17 protein-coding genes, 1 tRNA gene and 1 pseudogene are annotated in these 16,513 nt (G+C 61.1%); 12 read left to right on the top strand and 7 right to left on the bottom strand.

Going from position 1 to position 16,513, the window contains the following annotated elements; translation table 11 throughout:
• Nucleotides 1–25: 25 nt before the first annotated feature.
• The gene (locus NKH93_RS05960) at nt 26–835 is read right to left on the bottom strand and encodes a DeoR/GlpR family DNA-binding transcription regulator (RefSeq protein WP_352969600.1); all 810 of its coding nucleotides are present in this window, start codon (nt 833–835) and stop codon (nt 26–28) included.
• A gap of 187 nt (nt 836–1,022) precedes the next feature.
• Between NKH93_RS05960 and NKH93_RS05955 the strand changes: the two genes are divergently transcribed.
• Together NKH93_RS05955 and rhaI are read left to right on the top strand one after the other, a co-directional pair.
• On the top strand, nt 1,023–3,125 hold the full coding sequence (locus NKH93_RS05955; RefSeq protein WP_352501722.1) for a bifunctional rhamnulose-1-phosphate aldolase/short-chain dehydrogenase: 2,103 nt from the start codon (nt 1,023–1,025) through the stop codon (nt 3,123–3,125).
• A 125-nt stretch (nt 3,126–3,250) separates the two neighbouring features.
• Nucleotides 3,251–4,543 (top strand): L-rhamnose catabolism isomerase, encoded by a 1,293-nt coding sequence (gene rhaI, locus NKH93_RS05950; protein ID WP_352470137.1) that lies wholly within the window; start codon nt 3,251–3,253, stop codon nt 4,541–4,543.
• A gap of 67 nt (nt 4,544–4,610) precedes the next feature.
• Here the strand turns inward: rhaI and NKH93_RS05945 are convergent, their stop codons facing one another.
• Entirely contained in the window at nt 4,611–4,856 is a 246-nt protein-coding gene (locus NKH93_RS05945; RefSeq protein WP_352813658.1) for a hypothetical protein, read from the bottom strand.
• Nucleotides 4,853–4,987 carry a hypothetical protein gene (locus NKH93_RS05940; protein ID WP_352470139.1) on the bottom strand — a complete coding sequence of 45 codons (135 nt, stop codon included), beginning with the start codon at nt 4,985–4,987 and terminating at the stop codon, nt 4,853–4,855. The genes NKH93_RS05945 and NKH93_RS05940 overlap by 4 nt, the downstream gene beginning before the upstream one ends.
• Nucleotides 4,988–5,013: 26 nt before the next feature.
• Here NKH93_RS05940 and NKH93_RS05935 point away from each other — a divergent pair.
• Together NKH93_RS05935 and ggt (NKH93_RS05930) are read left to right on the top strand one after the other, a co-directional pair.
• Nucleotides 5,014–5,154: pseudogene (locus tag NKH93_RS05935) on the top strand (sugar isomerase); the annotation flags it as partial.
• Between the two features lie 378 nt (nt 5,155–5,532).
• Nucleotides 5,533–7,269, top strand: coding sequence for a gamma-glutamyltransferase (gene ggt, locus NKH93_RS05930; RefSeq protein ID WP_352969598.1), 1,737 nt, complete (start codon nt 5,533–5,535; stop codon nt 7,267–7,269).
• 64 nt (nt 7,270–7,333) lie between these two features.
• Here the strand turns inward: ggt (NKH93_RS05930) and NKH93_RS05925 are convergent, their stop codons facing one another.
• From NKH93_RS05925 to NKH93_RS05915, 3 genes are all read right to left on the bottom strand, one after another.
• Nucleotides 7,334–7,675, bottom strand: coding sequence for a hypothetical protein (locus tag NKH93_RS05925; protein ID WP_292663955.1), 342 nt, complete (start codon nt 7,673–7,675; stop codon nt 7,334–7,336).
• Nucleotides 7,676–7,856: 181 nt separating this feature from the next.
• Nucleotides 7,857–8,306, bottom strand: coding sequence for a hypothetical protein (locus NKH93_RS05920; protein ID WP_352775778.1), 450 nt, complete (start codon nt 8,304–8,306; stop codon nt 7,857–7,859).
• Between the two features lie 139 nt (nt 8,307–8,445).
• A complete protein-coding gene (locus NKH93_RS05915) occupies nt 8,446–8,745 on the bottom strand; it encodes a DUF1236 domain-containing protein (RefSeq protein WP_352470142.1) in 300 nt (99 codons plus the stop codon).
• A gap of 422 nt (nt 8,746–9,167) precedes the next feature.
• Here NKH93_RS05915 and NKH93_RS05910 point away from each other — a divergent pair, with 422 nt between their 5' ends.
• From NKH93_RS05910 to ggt (NKH93_RS05875), 8 genes are all read left to right on the top strand, one after another.
• Nucleotides 9,168–9,359 carry a DUF3606 domain-containing protein gene (locus tag NKH93_RS05910; protein ID WP_023719459.1) on the top strand — a complete coding sequence of 64 codons (192 nt, stop codon included), beginning with the start codon at nt 9,168–9,170 and terminating at the stop codon, nt 9,357–9,359.
• Nucleotides 9,360–9,461: 102 nt separating this feature from the next.
• Entirely contained in the window at nt 9,462–9,728 is a 267-nt protein-coding gene (locus NKH93_RS05905) for a DUF6894 family protein (RefSeq protein WP_352501726.1), read from the top strand.
• Between the two features lie 681 nt (nt 9,729–10,409).
• Nucleotides 10,410–10,760 carry a VanZ family protein gene (locus tag NKH93_RS05900; protein ID WP_352969595.1) on the top strand — a complete coding sequence of 117 codons (351 nt, stop codon included), beginning with the start codon at nt 10,410–10,412 and terminating at the stop codon, nt 10,758–10,760.
• A 511-nt stretch (nt 10,761–11,271) separates the two neighbouring features.
• Nucleotides 11,272–11,958 carry a GntR family transcriptional regulator gene (locus NKH93_RS05895; RefSeq protein ID WP_352969593.1) on the top strand — a complete coding sequence of 229 codons (687 nt, stop codon included), beginning with the start codon at nt 11,272–11,274 and terminating at the stop codon, nt 11,956–11,958.
• Nucleotides 11,959–12,022: 64 nt separating this feature from the next.
• Nucleotides 12,023–12,961 (top strand): transporter substrate-binding domain-containing protein, encoded by a 939-nt coding sequence (locus tag NKH93_RS05890; RefSeq protein ID WP_352969591.1) that lies wholly within the window; start codon nt 12,023–12,025, stop codon nt 12,959–12,961.
• Entirely contained in the window at nt 12,954–13,667 is a 714-nt protein-coding gene (locus tag NKH93_RS05885; RefSeq protein WP_502896431.1) for an ABC transporter permease, read from the top strand. The genes NKH93_RS05890 and NKH93_RS05885 overlap by 8 nt, the downstream gene beginning before the upstream one ends.
• Nucleotides 13,664–14,383 (top strand): ABC transporter permease, encoded by a 720-nt coding sequence (locus tag NKH93_RS05880; protein WP_352969732.1) that lies wholly within the window; start codon nt 13,664–13,666, stop codon nt 14,381–14,383. Before NKH93_RS05885 ends, NKH93_RS05880 begins: the two co-directional genes overlap by 4 nt.
• 21 nt (nt 14,384–14,404) lie before the next feature.
• Nucleotides 14,405–15,997 carry a gamma-glutamyltransferase gene (gene ggt / locus NKH93_RS05875; protein WP_352969589.1) on the top strand — a complete coding sequence of 531 codons (1,593 nt, stop codon included), beginning with the start codon at nt 14,405–14,407 and terminating at the stop codon, nt 15,995–15,997.
• Between the two features lie 189 nt (nt 15,998–16,186).
• On the opposite strand, the gene NKH93_RS05870 is transcribed toward ggt (NKH93_RS05875), so the two are convergent.
• Nucleotides 16,187–16,262, bottom strand: a tRNA-Phe gene (locus NKH93_RS05870).
• Between the last annotated feature and the right edge of the window lie 251 nt (nt 16,263–16,513).

Below are 16,513 nucleotides of genomic sequence, written 5' to 3'. Positions count from 1 at the left end.
TCGCCGCTGCGGGCGCGAGTGGTTCTCAGGCCTGCAGCGAAGATTCTTCCTTGTTGGTTGCCGTTGTGCGGGCGATGATCAGCGTCACGCCGGCGGTCTCCAGCATCTTGGCTTCGCGATCCTCGATGGCGTCGTCGGTGATCACCGTGGCGATGCGCGACAGGCCGCACAGGATCAGGCTCGAGCGTTTGCGGAACTTCGAGGCATCGACCAGCACCACCAATTCGTCTGCCTGGTCGATCAGTTTCTGCTCGGCCTGGATCAGCAGCGGGTCGCCTTCCATAAGACCGAGCGGCCCCAGCCCTTGCGCGCCCATGAACATGCGGCGCGCGTAGAAATTGCGCGTCACGTCATTGTCGAACGGCGACAGGATGATGTTCTGCTCGCGGTAGATGGTGCCGCCCGACAGCATCACCGTGTTCTTGGAGTGCCTGAGCAAGTGCTCCGCGATCGGGAAGGAATTGGTGAAGATCGGCATGCGGCGGCCGGTCAGGAAATGCACCATCTGGAAGGTGGTGGTGCCGCCGTTGATGATGATCGGCTCGCCGTCCTTGCACAGTTCCACGGCTTCCCGCGCGATTGCCCGCTTCTGCGAAGCGTTGATGGTCTCGTTGACGGAAAAGGGCCGGCCGGCAAGGCCGATGAACTGCGGCGGCGAAAGCGCCTCGGCGCCGCCGCGCACCCGGCGCAGCCGTTTTTGCACATGCAATGCCGCGATGTCGCGCCGGATCGTCGCCTCCGACGACTCCGTCAGGTCGACCATCTCCTGCACCGTCACCACAGGCTTTTCCTGGACGGCGGACAGAATGATCCTGTGGCGCTCTTTCTCGTGCATGGTTCCTCCCTGCCGGAGCATCTAGTCACCCAAAGCGCGCAGTGTCAATCATTTCCGATCAGATAATTTCATTGTGCAATGCAATATGACTGGTATTGATCGTTTGTGATTGACAAGGCCGCCGCTTGCGTAGAAATTCGTACAAAAGGGACCCGCGCCGTTTGCGTGTCCCAAAGGGAGGATACCTATGCTCGACAAGCGCTCCGGCACGCGCCTCGCCAATCTTTGGGATGACGCAAAAGCGCAAGCAATGAGCGAGCCCGAACGTCTGGTCTATCGCTCGAATGTTCTTGGCTCCGACAAGCGCGTCACCAATTATGGCGGCGGCAACACCTCCTCCAAGATCTGGCAAAACGATCCGCTCACCGGCGAGAGCGTGGAAGTGCTGTGGGTCAAGGGCTCGGGCGGCGACAGCGCCTCGATCAAGCTCGACGGCTTCGCCACGCTCTACATGGACAAATTGCGCGCGCTGAAAGGTCTCTATCGCGGCCTCGAACATGAAGACGAGATGGTCGGCTATCTGCCCCATTGCACCTTCAACCTCAACCCGCGCGCGGCTTCCATCGACACGCCGCTGCATGCCTTCGTGCCGAAGCCTTATGTCGACCATATGCATCCCGATGCCATCATCGCCATTGCCGCCGCCAAGGATTCGCAGGCGCTGACCAAGGAGATCTTCGGCGACACGATCGGCTGGCTGCCATGGAAACGTCCGGGCTTCGAGCTCGGCCTGTGGCTGGAGAAATTCTGCCGCGAAAACCCCGAAGCCAAGGGTGTCGTACTGGCCAGTCATGGCCTGTTCAGCTGGGGCGACACGCCGAAGGAATGCTACGAGACGACGATCTCGGTGATCAACCAGGCGATCGACTGGTTCGAGCGCAAGAGCCAGGGCAAGCCGATTTTCGGCGGCGAAGTCGTCAAATCCCTCGATGCGCCTGCGCGTCGCGCCGCGGCCGCAAAACTGATGCCGAGGATCCGTGGCCTGATCTCGGAGAACAGCCACAAGCTCGGCCATTTCGACGATTCCCCTGCCGTGCTCGAATTCGTCAATTCCAGGGATTTGCGGCCGCTGGCGGCACTCGGCACGTCCTGCCCGGACCACTTCCTGCGAACCAAGATCCGGCCGCTGGTCATCGAGTTCGACCCCCAAAATCCCGACGTCGATGCCGTCATTGCCCGTCTTGCCGATGATGTGGCGGAGTATCGCGTCGGCTATCAGGCCTATTATGACCGCTGCAAGCACGCGGATTCGCCACCGGTGCGCGATCCGAACGCCGTCGTCTATCTGATGCCCGGCGTTGGCATGTTCACCTTCGCCGGCGACAAGGCGACGGCGCGCATATCGGGCGAGTTCTACGTCAACGCCATCAACGTCATGCGCGGTGCCTCGACGGTCTCGACCTATGTCGGCCTGCCCGACCAGGAAGCCTTCGACATCGAATACTGGCTGCTCGAAGAGGCAAAGCTGCAGCGCCTGCCGAAACCAAAGGCTCTTGCCGGCCAGATTGCGCTGGTCACCGGCGGCGCCGGCGGCATTGGCCGGGCCACCGCCAACCGGCTGCTGCGCGAGGGCGCGTGCGTCGTGCTGGCCGATATCGACGAAGCAGCCCTTGCCGGCGCCAATGACGAGCTTGCCAAGGCCTATGGCAAGGATTTCGTGCGGCCCGTAGTCATCAACGTCACGTCCGAGGATCAGGTGATCTCCGGCTTTGCCGAAACGGCGGTCGAATTCGGCGGCATCGATATTCTGGTCTCCAATGCCGGCCTGGCCTCCTCGGCGCCGATCGAGGACACCACGCTGACGCTGTGGAACAAGAACATGGACATCCTGTCGACCGGCTATTTCCTGGTTTCGCGGGAGGCGTTCCGGCTGTTTCGGGCGCAGAAGATCGGCGGCAACGTCGTCTTCGTCGCCTCCAAGAATGGGCTTGCCGCATCGCCAAACGCCGCCGCCTATTGCACTGCCAAGGCCGCCGAAATCCATCTGGCACGCTGCCTGGCGCTGGAAGGCGCGGAAGCGCAGATCAGGGTCAATGTCGTCAACCCCGACGCCGTGCTGCGCGGCTCTAAGATCTGGAGCGGCGAATGGAAGGAACAGCGCGCCGCCGCCTACAAGATGTCGACCGACGATCTCGAGGAGCACTACCGCTCGCGTTCGATGCTGAAGCGGTCGGTGTTCCCCGAAGACATCGCCGAGGCGATCTATTTCTTCGCCTCCGATATGTCGGCCAAATCGACCGGTAACATCATCAACGTCGACGCCGGCAACGCACAGAGCTTTACGCGATAAGCAGTCGTTTGAGGGTTGGCGCCGACGCCGGAGCTTTACCCTTCTCCCCGTTACCATACGGGGAGAAGGTGCCGGCAGGCGGATGAGGGGCAGCGCCAACCGAACGCATTTGGGAGGAAACTTTAGTGTCCGAAACCATCATCTCCGCCGATGTTGTCGAGAAAGATAATGCCGCGCGCAACGCCAATCTCAAGCGCGACTACGAGTCCCTCGGCGAGCGCCTCGACCGCCGCGGCATCGCCATCGACGCCATCCGCGACAAGGTCGAGAAATTCGCCGTCGCCATCCCGTCCTGGGGCGTCGGCACCGGCGGCACCCGCTTTGCCCGCTTTCCCGGCGCCGGAGAGCCGCGTGACATTTTCGACAAGATCGAGGACTGCGCCGTCATCCGGCAATTGACGCAGGCGACGCCGACCGTCTCGCTGCATATTCCCTGGGACAAGGCCGATCCGAACCGGCTGAAGCAGGCGGCATCCCGCTTCGGCCTCGGCTTCGACGCCATCAACTCCAACACCTTCTCCGACGCCAGGGACCAAAAACTTTCCTATAAATTCGGCTCGCTGTCGCATGCCGATGCAGCGACACGCCGGCAGGCGGTCGAGCATAATCTCGAATGCATCGAGATCGGCAGGACGCTGGGCTCCAAAGCGCTGACGGTATGGATCGGTGACGGCTCGAACTTTCCCGGCCAGGTCAATTTCGCCAAGGCATTCGAGCGCTATCTCGACGCGATGAAGGAGATCTATGCCGGACTGCCGGACGGCTGGAAACTGTTCACCGAGCACAAGATGTACGAGCCGGCCTTCTATTCGACCGTCGTGCAGGATTGGGGCACCAACTACATCATCGCCAACGAGCTTGGCGACAAGGCGTTCTGTCTGGTCGACCTTGGCCATCACGCCCCCAACGTCAACATCGAGATGATCGTGTCGCGACTGATCCAGTTCAAGAAACTTGGCGGCTTCCATTTCAACGATTCGAAATATGGCGACGACGATCTCGACGCCGGCTCGATCGATCCCTACCGGCTGTTCCTCGTCTTCAATGAACTGGTCGATGCCGAGCTTGCCGGTGCCGAAGGTTTCGATCCGGCCCACATGCTCGACCAGAGCCATAACGTCACCGATCCGATAGAAAGCCTGATGTTGTCGGCGGTCGAGGTGCAGCGCGCCTATGCGCAGGCGCTGCTGGTCGACCGCAAGGCGCTCGAAGGCTTCCAGGACGCTAATGACGCGCTGATGGCGACGCAGACGCTGAAGACAGCCTATCGCACCGACGTCGAGCCTATCCTTGCCATGGCGCGGCTGAAGACCGGCGGCGCCATCGATCCGGTCGCCGCCTACCGCGCCGCCGGCTACCGGGCGAAGGTCGCAGCCGAACGGCCGGCGGTGGCGAGCGTCGGCGGCGGGATTGTTTGATATTGGCTGAAAAACGAAAACCCGCCTAAGGCGGGTCGTCGGTGCGAATCAATCGCGATTGTTGCGTTTATAAGCCCAGGCTTGGGCGGACCGCATTCCAGTCTTCCCAAGCATTCTCAAGCCTGATGTCATCATAGCCGCGCTTCTCCGCCACCTGCGCGGCGACGTCGTATGGCATCGCCATGCATGCGGCGCTGTCCCTGATCGCCACGACTTCGTCCTCAGTCAAAGGCGAGCCCTTTTGCTGTTCGCGATTGAGCAGAACCGCCACAAGCGATGGGATCGCTACCAAAACCAACTGCTCATCGGTCACGTCAGATTCTCTGTCGGCTTGTACTTCACCAGCTTCTTGAGCCGCTCGCCCAAGGGCTTCTCGTCGTCGCGTTCAGGCCCGCGGGCTACGTCCTTGAAGTTGTGGATCTGGGATTGCTTCGGATCAGCCATGCTTGCGCCTGTACCATGCTCAGTGGCTGCGGCCTATCCTTGCCATGGCGCGGCTGAAGACCGGCGGCGCCATCGATCCGGTCGCCGCCTACCGCGCCGCCGGCTACCGGGCGAAGGTCGCAGCCGAACGGCCGGCGGTGGCGAGCGTCGGCGGCGGGATTGTTTGATATTGGCTGAAAATGAAAACCCGCCACGAAGGGCGGGTCGTTGGAGCCAATTAGCACCATATCCAAATTAGTAGCATAGCTGCCGGCACAAAGCAAGAACAAAGTTGCTGTATAACTGAAAAATTCTGAGAGCCGCGATGAAGCGTGGCCTTGCTACCAACGCTGCGGCGCTCAGCAGTTACGGCATGGATCCTAGGGTCTCCGCGACGCAGCGGAGACCCTAGGATCCATGCCGTTGCAGTCGCCGAAGATTGCAACGGCGGTTGCGAGGCGAACCGGCACAGGCGTGCGAACCCTCCCGATTCTTTCGATCTTCGCAGTAGACTCAACCGCTCCAAGCGCGTTTCCTAGGCCTACCCCACGCCTCGGAGCACGGCCATGCACAATTTCTGCCGGACGCTGATTGCCGTAAGCCTTTCCCTCACCCTGACCTTCGTACCCTTCCTCGCCTATGCCGCCTCGCCGCAGCCGGCGAAGGGCGAGCTCGGCATGGTGGTGACCGCCCAGCATCTTGCGTCTGAGGTCGGCGTCGAGGTGCTGAAGAGGGGCGGAAACGCGGTCGATGCCGCGGTCGCCGTCGGCTATGCGCTGGCCGTGGTCTATCCGACCGCCGGCAATATCGGCGGTGGCGGCTTCATGACCATCCGCTTCAAGGACGGCCGCTCGACCTTCCTCGATTTTCGCGAGCGCGCGCCGCTGGCCGCGACCAAAACCATGTATCTCGACAAGGACGGCAAGCCGGTAAAAGGCGCCAGTCTCGACGGCTATCTGGCGGTCGGCGTGCCGGGCTCGGTCGCTGGTTTCGAGATGGCGCGGGAGAAATACGGCACGCTGTCGCGGCAGGACTTGCTGGCTCCGGCCATCCGCTTTGCCAAGGAAGGCTTCGTGCTGGAGCAGGGCGATGCGGCCTCGCTCCAGGGCGGCGCGGAGCGGTTGGCAAGGGACCCAGCGGCGGCGGCCATTTTCCTCAAGCCGGACGGCAAGCCCTATGCTGTCGGCGAGCGCCTTGTTCAGCCCGATCTCGCGGCTTCGCTTGCCGCCATTTCCGAACGCGGGGCGGATGCCTTCTACAAAGGCGCGACCGCCGACGCCATCGTCAAGGCGAGTGGCGAGAAGGGCGGCATTCTGGCCAGGGCTGATTTCGAAAGCTATGCGGTGCGCGAGCTCAAGCCGGTGACCTGCAATTATCGCGGCTACGAGATCATTTCCTCGCCGCCGCCGAGCTCCGGCGGCGTCATCATCTGCGAGATCCTCAACGTGCTTGAGTTCTATCCGTTGTCCTATCTCGGCGCCGGTTCGGCCGAGACGGTTCACGTCATGGTCGAGGCGATGCGCCACGCCTATGTCGACCGCAATTCGGCGCTCGGCGATCCCGGTTTCATCGACAATCCGGTCGCAAAACTGCTCGACAAGAATTACGCCAGGGAAATTCGCGAAAAGATCGATCCGTTCCGGGCCGGCGTCTCGCAGGAATTGATGCCGAAGGGTTTTGGCGAGAGCAACGAGACGACGCATTTTTCGATCATCGACAATGATGGCAATGCCGTCGCGGTAACCTACACGCTGAACGGCTCTTTCGGCGCCGGCGTTGTCGCCGCCGGCACCGGCATCCTGCTCAACAACGAGATGGACGATTTCACCCAGAAACCCGGCGTGCCCAATCTCTATGGCCTGGTCCAGGGCGAGGCGAATGCGATCGCGCCGAAAAAGACGCCGCTGTCCTCGATGAGCCCGACCATCCTCGCCAAAGACGGCAAGCCGTTCATGGTCATCGGCAGCCCCGGCGGTTCACGCATCATCACCATCACGCTGGAGGCGATCGTCAACGTCGTCGACCACGGTATGAACATCCAGGAGGCCATCGACGCACCGCGCATCCATCACCAATGGCTGCCTGACACGGTCTATATCGAACCGTTCGGCCTGTCGCCCGATACCGAAAAGCTGCTCACCGGCATGGGCTACCACCTCGATCTTGCCGACACGACCTGGGGCCAGGCGGCCGGCATCCTGGTCGGCGGCAAGAGCCTGGCGGAAATCGAGAAGGGCGGCGGCGCCCGCTACAATGGCGCCATCGACAGCCGCGCGGCATCCGGCAAGGCTATCGGGTATTAGACCCCAAAAGTGGGAATCGGTTTTTCGGATAAGATCATGGCCAACAAGATGATTTCGCTCTGAATCAGGTGACCAGCGCGATCGTGGACGCTATCAGCATCAGCGCCGCGATGCCGACGAACAGGGCGTAGATGCGTGGCCGGTCGAGCAGAAGCGCATTGCCGGATATCCATGCCGCGGTGGCGCCACCAAGCGCGAAAAAGAAGGTGCTGCGGCGCCCGAAGCTCAAGCCGGCAGCCATCAGGCCACCGATGATCAGGGCGCCGAACACGATGATCACGGCGACTGCGTATTTTTCGAAATCGTTGCTGCCGGCGCTCGGGCCGATTGCGTTCAACCTCGATAGATCGTCCGGATCGAACGGGCTGGTCGACCCATATTCGTCTTGACCGACAGGCTCATGCATTATTCGTTCTCCGCAAACCGACAGCAAATCATCAAGCCTCGCCGAGCGCAACCGCTCGCCGAATGTGATCGGCACGGTGTTCAACACTTTCTGGCGGCGGCTTGCCAGAGATTTTTGAATTCGCGATTGGATCGCCGCCCCGCTGCGCGGCCTGGTCAAGCGCTTTGCCCGAGCTGAATCTTCATGCCGCCCTGGCCAAAGACTGCGTTGCCTGAACGGAAGCCCCAAGCACCGCCTGTGCGCTGTCTGCCTGCCTTTCATCGACATGCGCCAGCAGCAGGATCACACCTTGTGCGGCATCCGGCTTGCCTGGCAGCTTGCCGATATCGGACAATGCGCCGAAAAGTCTACCGGCAACGCAGCCCAAGACTGCACCGACGAGGACCGATGCCAGCCATCCCGCGCCGAGCGGATCGATGCCGGGGATATCGAAGGCGCCGAGGCCGGCCAACAAACCCGCCGCCGCGCCGAGGGCGGCACCGGTGCCTGGACCGCGCAAGACGGCGCCGATTTCGTCGTCGTAGGGTCCGATGATACTGATCTGGTGGCGCGCAATTCCTGCCGCCTGAAGTGCTTCGACGGCTCGCGCCGCCTGGTCATGGGAATCAAAAAGTCTGCTGATTGTTCGCATTGAAACTGCCTGTGAGGCCCCCCGGCCCTCGACGGTGCGGCGGGTTCCTGCTGAGCGACGACGCCGAGGAACCGCCTAACGCATACGTCGCCCGCCGCGCATTTCCGAGCGGCGGGCGACGACTGCCCGAGCTTTCACGTCACTCGATGATCTTGACGATCTTGCGCGTGCCTGGGTCGACGACGACGGTGCGGTTGTCGACGACGACATAGCGGTATTTGACGTTGGGGACTTCATGAAGCTCGACGGTATCGGGGAGCGTCGAGCCGATATTGAGCTCCACCCCAGGGATTTTCACCGAGGCCAGCGGCTGCTTTTTCACATACTCCTTGATGATCGTTTCCTGCTGCGGTTCGATGACAACGTCTTGCGCCGCAGCGGCGCCGATGCCTGCCAGCAGCAAAAATCCCGCCACCGCGGTGGAAAGATGCATTCTCATGGTCGTCTCCTTTGCGAACTCGGTCCGCTCTTCACGCCAAGGCTCACTCGAACGGAAGGCAGCTGAAAACGTTCCGTCGACGGGGCTTCGGTCCCGCCCGGCAGGGACCAACCGACGTGTTGCCGCAGGACCTAAGTCTGATCCTTGCGCGCAAAGGGTGGGTTTGCCGCGTGACCCGGAACCGTGGCGGCGCGTGGCCGTTGCTGGCTGCACGTTCCGGGAGGATTCCATGGAAAAGGTCGACGGTTGCTCGCACCGGTCCTGGCTGTTTCCATTCCGATCGAACCCGGCATCTGCGCAGCACTGTCCCTTCCTGCGCCGATAAGGGTTCGCGCGTCACTTTGTGGCGGGCGAACCCTCAAATTGCTGCGTGCACCAAAGTTGACCCCCTGAAGCGAAGAGAAGGGGCGAGGAGAGCGGAAATGGCCGATGACAAGAGCAAGCGAGACTTCAGCGACCGCAATCGCGTTTCGGCGGATGAATATTATGAGGTCGAATATTTCGCGCGGGAAAATGGTGTTTCGCCCAGCCAGGTAAGCAAGCTGATCAAAAGGACCGGCGGCGACCGGATGATCCTCTCGCAGGCGGTGAAGGCATTGCGCGAGCGCAAGTGAGCTGGCGGCGAAGCCAACGGTGGAAAGGCACTGATCGCGATCGGCCGAGATCCGGCCAGCTATCGACAACGTGCCCGGATGCCGCCGCTTCGGCCAAGCGCAATGCCCCGCTACTTCTTCGATTCCGATGAAGACGGAATTGTCTATTCCGACGATCAGGGAACGTTATATGACGATCTCCCGCTGGTCAGGAAAGAAGCCCTTCGCACATTGGCCGAGATGGCCAGGGATGGCCTTCCTCATCGCAGGATTGCAGTCAAGGTCCGGGACGACCGCGGCGGTCTGGTCCTTGAAGTGGCTTTGACCTTTGCCGTTGAAACGCGGCACTTCGACGAGCGGATTTTCCGGATCGACTTGCGCACGAACTGACGGCTCGATCATCATCGCGCCGACCATCAGATTTCTGATGCAGCGGCAACTTCCCCTGGCGCGGAACATTAGAAATCTCTAATTGTTATCTTAAGCAGCGGGAACCTCCCAGGTTTCTGCTGCAGATCGGGTGCAACCCGATCGGCCCGCGCCCTCCGCCAGAGGCGCGGGCTTCGTTTGTTTAGCCGATGCACAACACCGTTCGGCAGCAGCATATTGGAGGCCTGCGGGAGCATTAGTAACATCTGTCGCTACCGCGGCGCCCTGGCGCCCAGGCAACGGAGCCCGTCGTCCGACAGGGCGGCGGGCTTTTTTGACGCGGGTCGGTCATCACGCAATCGATGGAATTCTGGCCGGCGCCGCTTCGTGTGGCATGGGGTAAGGTGCCCTGACGCAGCGCCGGCCAAGCGGAAATCAGGTCCGCCGCAGCCAGATTGTAGCCGCGCCGGCGCAGCAGGTAATTGCGTGATCGCGGAAGCCGCACCATTGCAGAGCCCTCCCCAGCAGTTCGGCCTGCCCAGCGGCTGAACCGCGGCATTCATTCATTCTGACGATGCATCGGACGCCCCGACGGCGGAAATTGGACACCGCGCTCGCTCGCGACTATGGCGGCCGATGCTCCCTGCAGATTTCGGATGAAAGGCTATTCTACCCTTGTCGCGCCTGGATTCTTATCAGATCGTGGCAAGGGTTGCTTTTCCGGCCGCGTTTGCCGGCGTTCTGCTGTTCGCCCTTTTGCCGGAGCAACTCCTGCGGGGCCTTGGCCTGGCTTTCACGTCTGATCACGACAAGCTCAATCACGCCGCCGCCTTCGTCGTCCTGGCGGCTCTCGGAAGTTTCGGCTGGCCGGAACGCAAGGCGAAGCTGATCGTACTCCTCGTTCTCACGGGTGCGGCGATCGAGGGGCTTCAAGCCGTGCGACTGATAGGGCGCGACCCGGATCTATTCGACTGGGTCGCCGACTGCGCGGGAATCGCGTGCGGACTGATGGTTGCAAGCTGGACAAGGCGGCTCGCCGGCGGATTGCCATAGCTCGAAAGCGCATAACGGAATCGGCGCGCCCGTGCCCCAATAAGGGGAAATTGGCCGGCGCCACTGGGGGGCGCGTTGGGGTAAGTTGCCTGATGGGGCGCCGGCCAGGCGGAAAAATTACGTCCGCCGCAAAGTAACATAGCAGGAACGGCAAAGCGCGGCAGTAGCGTGATCGCGGAAGGTCCGCGTTGGCGCCTCCGGTGCGGTGACCCGTTTTGGATGAACAAATCTGGCACCTGAATTGCACTGCAGGCAATGCCGGGAAATCCCGGCAATCGTCCCCGAATATGGGGCCTCGCCGCTTCGCAAATGGAGCGGCGGGCCTTTTGCCGGACGTTGAAAAGTAGGCCGATCAGCGGCTTAGCCGATCACGGTGTGCTTAGCCCGATTTCCCCTGCCAAGTGCTTATTCTCACAAGAGAAATTCTAAAGCGCCCAAGCATCGGTGCTTGACACAGGTTTCGATAACTGGATAAGTGGATACACAGATACGCTCTGATCGGACCAGGGACATGGCAGCTGACGCAATCGAGCCGTTGGGCATCACGACCGCCGAGGAGGAGGCTTATCGCCACATTCAGCGGGCCCTGAGGATGGGGCGTTACCGGGCCGGGGACCGGCTGATCCCGGAAGAGATCGCGACGGAAATCGGCATGAGCCGCATGCCGGTTCGCGAAGCATTCCGCCAACTGGCCGCGGAAGGTCTTGTGGTCATTCGCCCGAACCGTGGCTGCATCGTCGCCGGGCTTACCCTCGATGAGATCTACGAAACCTTTGAAATACGCTCGGTGCTCGAAGGGCTGGCGGTGAGGCTTGCCATGCCGCACATCGATGCCGAAGTGCTTGAAGAACTGGAACGCCAGCTGGACCGCATGGAGCGCGCCAGCCAGACCGGCAGCAGCGACTGGGTCGTGCGCCATCAGGCCTTCCATTTGCAGATTTGCCAACTGAGCAACCGACCCAAACTCGTCCGGCAGATTGCCAGCCTGCACGTCGTGATCGAACCCTACCTGCGCATCTGGTTCGACTATGTCGACAAGCCCGCCAGCGCGCGTGCCGAGCACGAGATCCTGATCGACGTGCTGCGGTCAGGTGACGCCGGCAAGGCTGAGATCGTCATGCGGGATCATATCGTCGAGACAGCGCCGCTTCTGGCCAACTTCGCAAGTCCCGCTAGGGAATACCATCTAACTCGTTGAAGCCGGAAGATAATCCGGCACGACGAAAGGGAACTGCCGTACCGGCAAAAAAGAGGAGAATGACATGAAAATTAGCCGCATCGCAGCCATTGCGTCGGTCCTGTTCGGCCTGGTCCAGGCCGCCGTTGCACAAGAAACACCAAAGGCAATTACCATTGCCACCGAAGGAGCCTACGCGCCCTGGAATTTCACAACAGCCGACGGCAAGCTGGACGGCTTCGAAGTCGATCTCGCCAATGATCTGTGCGGGCGAATGAAGATCGAGTGCAAGATCGTCGCACAGGACTGGGACGGCATGATCCCCGCGCTGACCGTCGGCAAGTTCGACGTGATCATGGCGAGCATGTTCATCACTGAAAAACGTCTGAAGGTCATTGATTTTACCCAGCCATATGCGGTTGACCCCTCAGGTTTCGCGGTCGCCAAGGATAGCGAACTGGGCAAGCTCGGCATTTCCAACGAGCGGTTCAAGCTGGACAATGAAGCCTCTTCGCAGGCGGCAATCGACAAGCTCAAGCCATTGCTGAAGGGAAAGATCATTGGAGTTCAGGCTGCAACGGCGAACCTGGAATTCCTGAAAAAATACTTCTCGGACGTCGCCGAGATTCGCGAATACAAGACCACCGAGCAACACGATCTCGATCTTGCCGCGGGTCGCATCGACGCGCTCTTCGCGCAACAGACAGCGCTGGCCGCCACGCTGAGCAAGCCGGAGTTCAGCGACTATACGCTTGCAGGACCAGGATTTGTCGGGGGCCTCTTCGGTCTTGGCTCCGGGGCCGGCATCCGCAAAGAGGACACCAAGCTGAAAGACATGCTCAACGGCGCCATCGACGCCGCGACCGCCGACGGCACGATCAAAACCCTGTCGCTTAAATGGGCTCAAGAGCGACGTCACTCCAGTCAAGTAAGCGCTTGCCGGCGAACGGCCATTCCTGACCACGTTCCGGAGCTGAGCCGTTCGTCCTGCCGGGGTATCAATGCCGGGGGTATCAATGGTTGACGCATTCCGGCTGCTTGGTTTCCAGCACGGAGGTTGGGGGGCTGCTCTTCTCATGGCGGCCTCGGTCACAGTGCTCCTGTCTGTGCTGGGCTTTGCGCTTGGCGCTGTATTTGGCGGTCTGGCAGCGGCCGGGCGTCTCCGCAACTCCAAAATATTGAGGTTCTTGGCCCTTGGCTATTGCACGGTTTTCAGGGGCGTGCCCGACCTTCTGACCATTTATCTGCTTTACTATGGAGGTAGCGTCGCCCTGACCTCGCTTGGTCATAGCCTGGGCGGGTCCGGATTCGTCGGCGTTCCGGCCTTTGCCACCGGAACCTTGGCGATCGCGATCATCTCGGGCGCCTATCAAGCCGAGGTCTATCGAGGGGCTTACGTCGCCATCGACCAGGGACAGCACGATGCCGCTTGCGCGCTTGGTCTCAACCGGCTGCAGCGGCTGCGACAGGTTATTTTTCCCCAGCTCCTGAGATACGCGCTGCCAGGTCTCGGCAATGTGTGGCAGTTGGTTCTGAAGGACTCGTCGCTGATATCGGTAATCGGCCTCGTTGAACTGATGCGCCAGGCGCAGATCGCTGCAGGTTCGACCCGTGAACCGTTCATTTTCTACATTGCTGCAGCCTTGCTCTATCTGGCTATCGCTTCCGTCACGGGCCACGCCTTTTACCGTCTGGAACGGAAGGCGCCGTGGCGCGTCCGGTCGGCATGATAGATTTCAGTTTTTTCCTCGAGATCCTGCCGAAGCTACTCGCCGGCCTGCCGCTCACGATGGAACTGGCCCTGACTTCCATCGTTGCCGGCTTCATTCTTGCCGTCACATTGGCGCTTGCCCAGCAATCGGAATCGCCCTTCGTCGTCTTGCCGATCCGTGGCTTCGTTGCCGTGTTCAGGGGCACGCCTCTGCTGGTGCAGATTTTTCTGACCTATTATGGCCTTGGTCAATTCCGGCACCAACTGTCGGCAATTGGATTATGGGCCGTTTTCCGCGAACCCTACTGGTGCGCAATCATCGCGCTGACACTCAACACCACCGCCTATGGCAGCGAAATCCTCCGCGGCGCGATTCAATCGGTGCCACGCGGCCTTGTCGAGGCGGCCCGGTCTGTCGGCCTGTCCACCTATTTGACCTATCGGCACGTTATCCTGCCGCTGGCCTTTCGCCAGGCGCTGCCGAGTTACGGCAATGAAATCATCCTGATGATCAAGGGCACGTCTCTGGCTTCCATCGTGACCTTGATGGAGGTGACTGGAATTGCCCAGGGATTGATCTCCCAGACCTACCGCGCCTTTGAAGTCTTCATCTGCGCGGGCGCCATTTATCTCACTTTGAACTTCGCGATCATCCGTGCCTTGGCGGCACTCGAATACTGGATGTCGCGGCATCTGCGGCACCGCCCCTCGACGATGAGCGACGCCGCCTCTTGAGCACGATCAGAAGGGCATAGCATGCGAAATTTTGAGAAACCAACGCGCTCGGTCGTCGTTTCACGCGAGGCCATGGCCGCCACCTCTCATCCGTCGGCGACCCTGACGGCGGTGGAGATCGTGGCGGCCGGCGGCAACGCCATGGATGCCGCCATCGCAGCCTGCGCGGTGCAATGTGTCGTCGAGCCAGCCTCGACCGGCATTGGAGGCGACTGCTTCGCTCTTCTGTCGCGAAACGGATCCGGCGAGGTCATCGCCTACAACGGATCGGGCAGGACACCCGCCGCCCTCACAATTGACTGGTTCCTCGAACGTGGCATGGCGGAGGTGGCCCGCAATTCTCCTGGCTCCGTCACCATCCCGGGAGCCATCGATGCCTGGACCAGATTGCACACTGATCATGGACATATGCCCTTCGATCAAATCCTGGCCCCCGCTATACGTTTCGCCGAGGAAGGGTACGCCATTTCACCGCGGGTCCATCGTGACTGGGCGTTGGAAGAAGAACTTCTGGCCTCCGATGTAGCCGCGAAACGGATTTTCCTGCCAAACGGCCGCGCGCCAGGCGTTGGCGAAGTGCATCGCCAGCCTGAGTTGGCTGCAACGCTGCGGCTGATCGCCAAGAAGGGACGAGAGGCCTTCTACACTGGCCCTGTGGCCGACGACATGGTCGTCTATCTTCGTGGGCTCGGCGGATTGCACACACTCGAAGATTTCGCCTCGGCAACAGGCGAATACGTGACCCCGATCAGCACGGCGTTTCGAGGCTGCGATGTGTTCGAATGTCCGCCGAATGGCCAGGGTGTGATCGCGCTGCTCATTCTAAACATCCTCTCGCGCTTCGAAGCGCACGGCGACCCGCAATCCGCGGACCGGCTTCACCTGGAAATCGAAGCAACACGCCTCGCTTACGCCGCGCGTGACCTGCTCGTCGCCGATCCCGACACGTCCGAGGTCCCGGTGGCCGACATGTTGTCGAATGCCTGGGCCGATCGTCTGGCCGGCATGATTGACCTAAAGCGCGCCCGCGCGGACCTGCCGGCCTTCGATATGCCGCTGCACAGCGACACGGTCTATATTTCCGTTGTCGATAAGGACCGCAATGCGGTCAGTTTCATCAACTCGGTCTTCGACAGCTTTGGCTCGGGCCTGGTCTCGCCACGCTCCGGTGTCGTCTTGCACAATCGCGGACAAAGCTTTTCGCTTGACCCCAGGCACCCCAATGCAGTGGCGCCGAACAAGCGACCTTTGCATACCATCATACCCGGGATGCTTGCGAGAGACGGCCGGGCAGAAATGCCTTTCGGCGTTATGGGTGGCTACTACCAGGCAATGGGCCACGCGCACCTGCTGACGAAGGTGCTCGACTTCGGGATGGATCTGCAGGAAGCGATTGATCTGCCGCGGGTCGCCCCCGTCAGCGGCACCATGAACGTCCAGGCCGAACACGGGCTCGCTGGCGAAACCGTAGCTGAACTTAGCCGACGCGGTTTCGAAATCATTCCCGCCACGGACCCGATCGGCGGTGCGCAGGCCATTCGCATCGATTGGGCAAACGGGACCCTGCTGGGCGGTTCTGAACCGCGCAAGGACGGCTGCGCCCTCGGTCTGTAGACCGGTTATGGCCAGAGCGGGATGCAAGATGCCGAAGATGCTCTCCATTGACATTTGGCCGAGCAGGAGCCGCTGGCGCCATGGTCCCGATAATTCTTGCACGCCATCGACAATCCGATCGGCGCGAGGTTGTCACCCATGTCTTAGGTACAAACTGTTACCCATGTCTCCGAGCCGTACAGGGAAAAATGGTGCCCAGAGGCGGATTCGAACCACCGACACGCGGATTTTCAGTCCGCTGCTCTACCAACTGAGCTATCTGGGCCTGCTCCGGTGGGCGGCAATCTGCACACCGGGTTCATGAAAGCGCCGTCGGCACCCCTTGAAAGCGCGTGGGTTATAGCACGGGAATCCGGCCTGTCCAGCGCTTAGAGCATGATCCCGAAAAGTGGAATCCGGTTTTCGGAAAAGATCATGCTCAGATAAAAAGCATGATCCCGAAAAGTGGAATCCGGTTTTCGGAAAAGATCATGCTCAGACAAAACGCCAGAAGCTGTTCCGTCCGACAGTGTCCGG

The organism is Mesorhizobium sp. M0954, assembly GCF_040319155.1.
Taxonomy (GTDB): Bacteria; Pseudomonadota; Alphaproteobacteria; order Rhizobiales; family Rhizobiaceae; genus Mesorhizobium.
This window is presented reverse-complemented; position numbering and strand designations above follow the sequence as displayed.

What these genes read in the sequence shown, in the direction of transcription:
- NKH93_RS05960 (WP_352969600.1), bottom strand. Translation starts at nt 835, where the DNA reads ATGCACGAGAAAGAGCGCCACAGGATCATTCTGTCCGCCGTCCAGGAA.
- NKH93_RS05955 (WP_352501722.1), top strand. Translation starts at nt 1,023, where the DNA reads ATGCTCGACAAGCGCTCCGGCACGCGCCTCGCCAATCTTTGGGATGAC.
- NKH93_RS05940 (WP_352470139.1), bottom strand. Translation starts at nt 4,987, where the DNA reads ATGGCTGATCCGAAGCAATCCCAGATCCACAACTTCAAGGACGTAGCC.
- ggt (WP_352969598.1), top strand. Translation starts at nt 5,533, where the DNA reads ATGCACAATTTCTGCCGGACGCTGATTGCCGTAAGCCTTTCCCTCACC.
- NKH93_RS05925 (WP_292663955.1), bottom strand. Translation starts at nt 7,675, where the DNA reads ATGCATGAGCCTGTCGGTCAAGACGAATATGGGTCGACCAGCCCGTTC.
- NKH93_RS05920 (WP_352775778.1), bottom strand. Translation starts at nt 8,306, where the DNA reads ATGCGAACAATCAGCAGACTTTTTGATTCCCATGACCAGGCGGCGCGA.
- NKH93_RS05915 (WP_352470142.1), bottom strand. Translation starts at nt 8,745, where the DNA reads ATGAGAATGCATCTTTCCACCGCGGTGGCGGGATTTTTGCTGCTGGCA.
- NKH93_RS05910 (WP_023719459.1), top strand. Translation starts at nt 9,168, where the DNA reads ATGGCCGATGACAAGAGCAAGCGAGACTTCAGCGACCGCAATCGCGTT.
- NKH93_RS05905 (WP_352501726.1), top strand. Translation starts at nt 9,462, where the DNA reads ATGCCCCGCTACTTCTTCGATTCCGATGAAGACGGAATTGTCTATTCC.
- NKH93_RS05895 (WP_352969593.1), top strand. Translation starts at nt 11,272, where the DNA reads ATGGCAGCTGACGCAATCGAGCCGTTGGGCATCACGACCGCCGAGGAG.
- NKH93_RS05890 (WP_352969591.1), top strand. Translation starts at nt 12,023, where the DNA reads ATGAAAATTAGCCGCATCGCAGCCATTGCGTCGGTCCTGTTCGGCCTG.
- NKH93_RS05885 (WP_502896431.1), top strand. Translation starts at nt 12,954, where the DNA reads ATGGTTGACGCATTCCGGCTGCTTGGTTTCCAGCACGGAGGTTGGGGG.
- NKH93_RS05880 (WP_352969732.1), top strand. Translation starts at nt 13,664, where the DNA reads ATGATAGATTTCAGTTTTTTCCTCGAGATCCTGCCGAAGCTACTCGCC.
- ggt (WP_352969589.1), top strand. Translation starts at nt 14,405, where the DNA reads ATGCGAAATTTTGAGAAACCAACGCGCTCGGTCGTCGTTTCACGCGAG.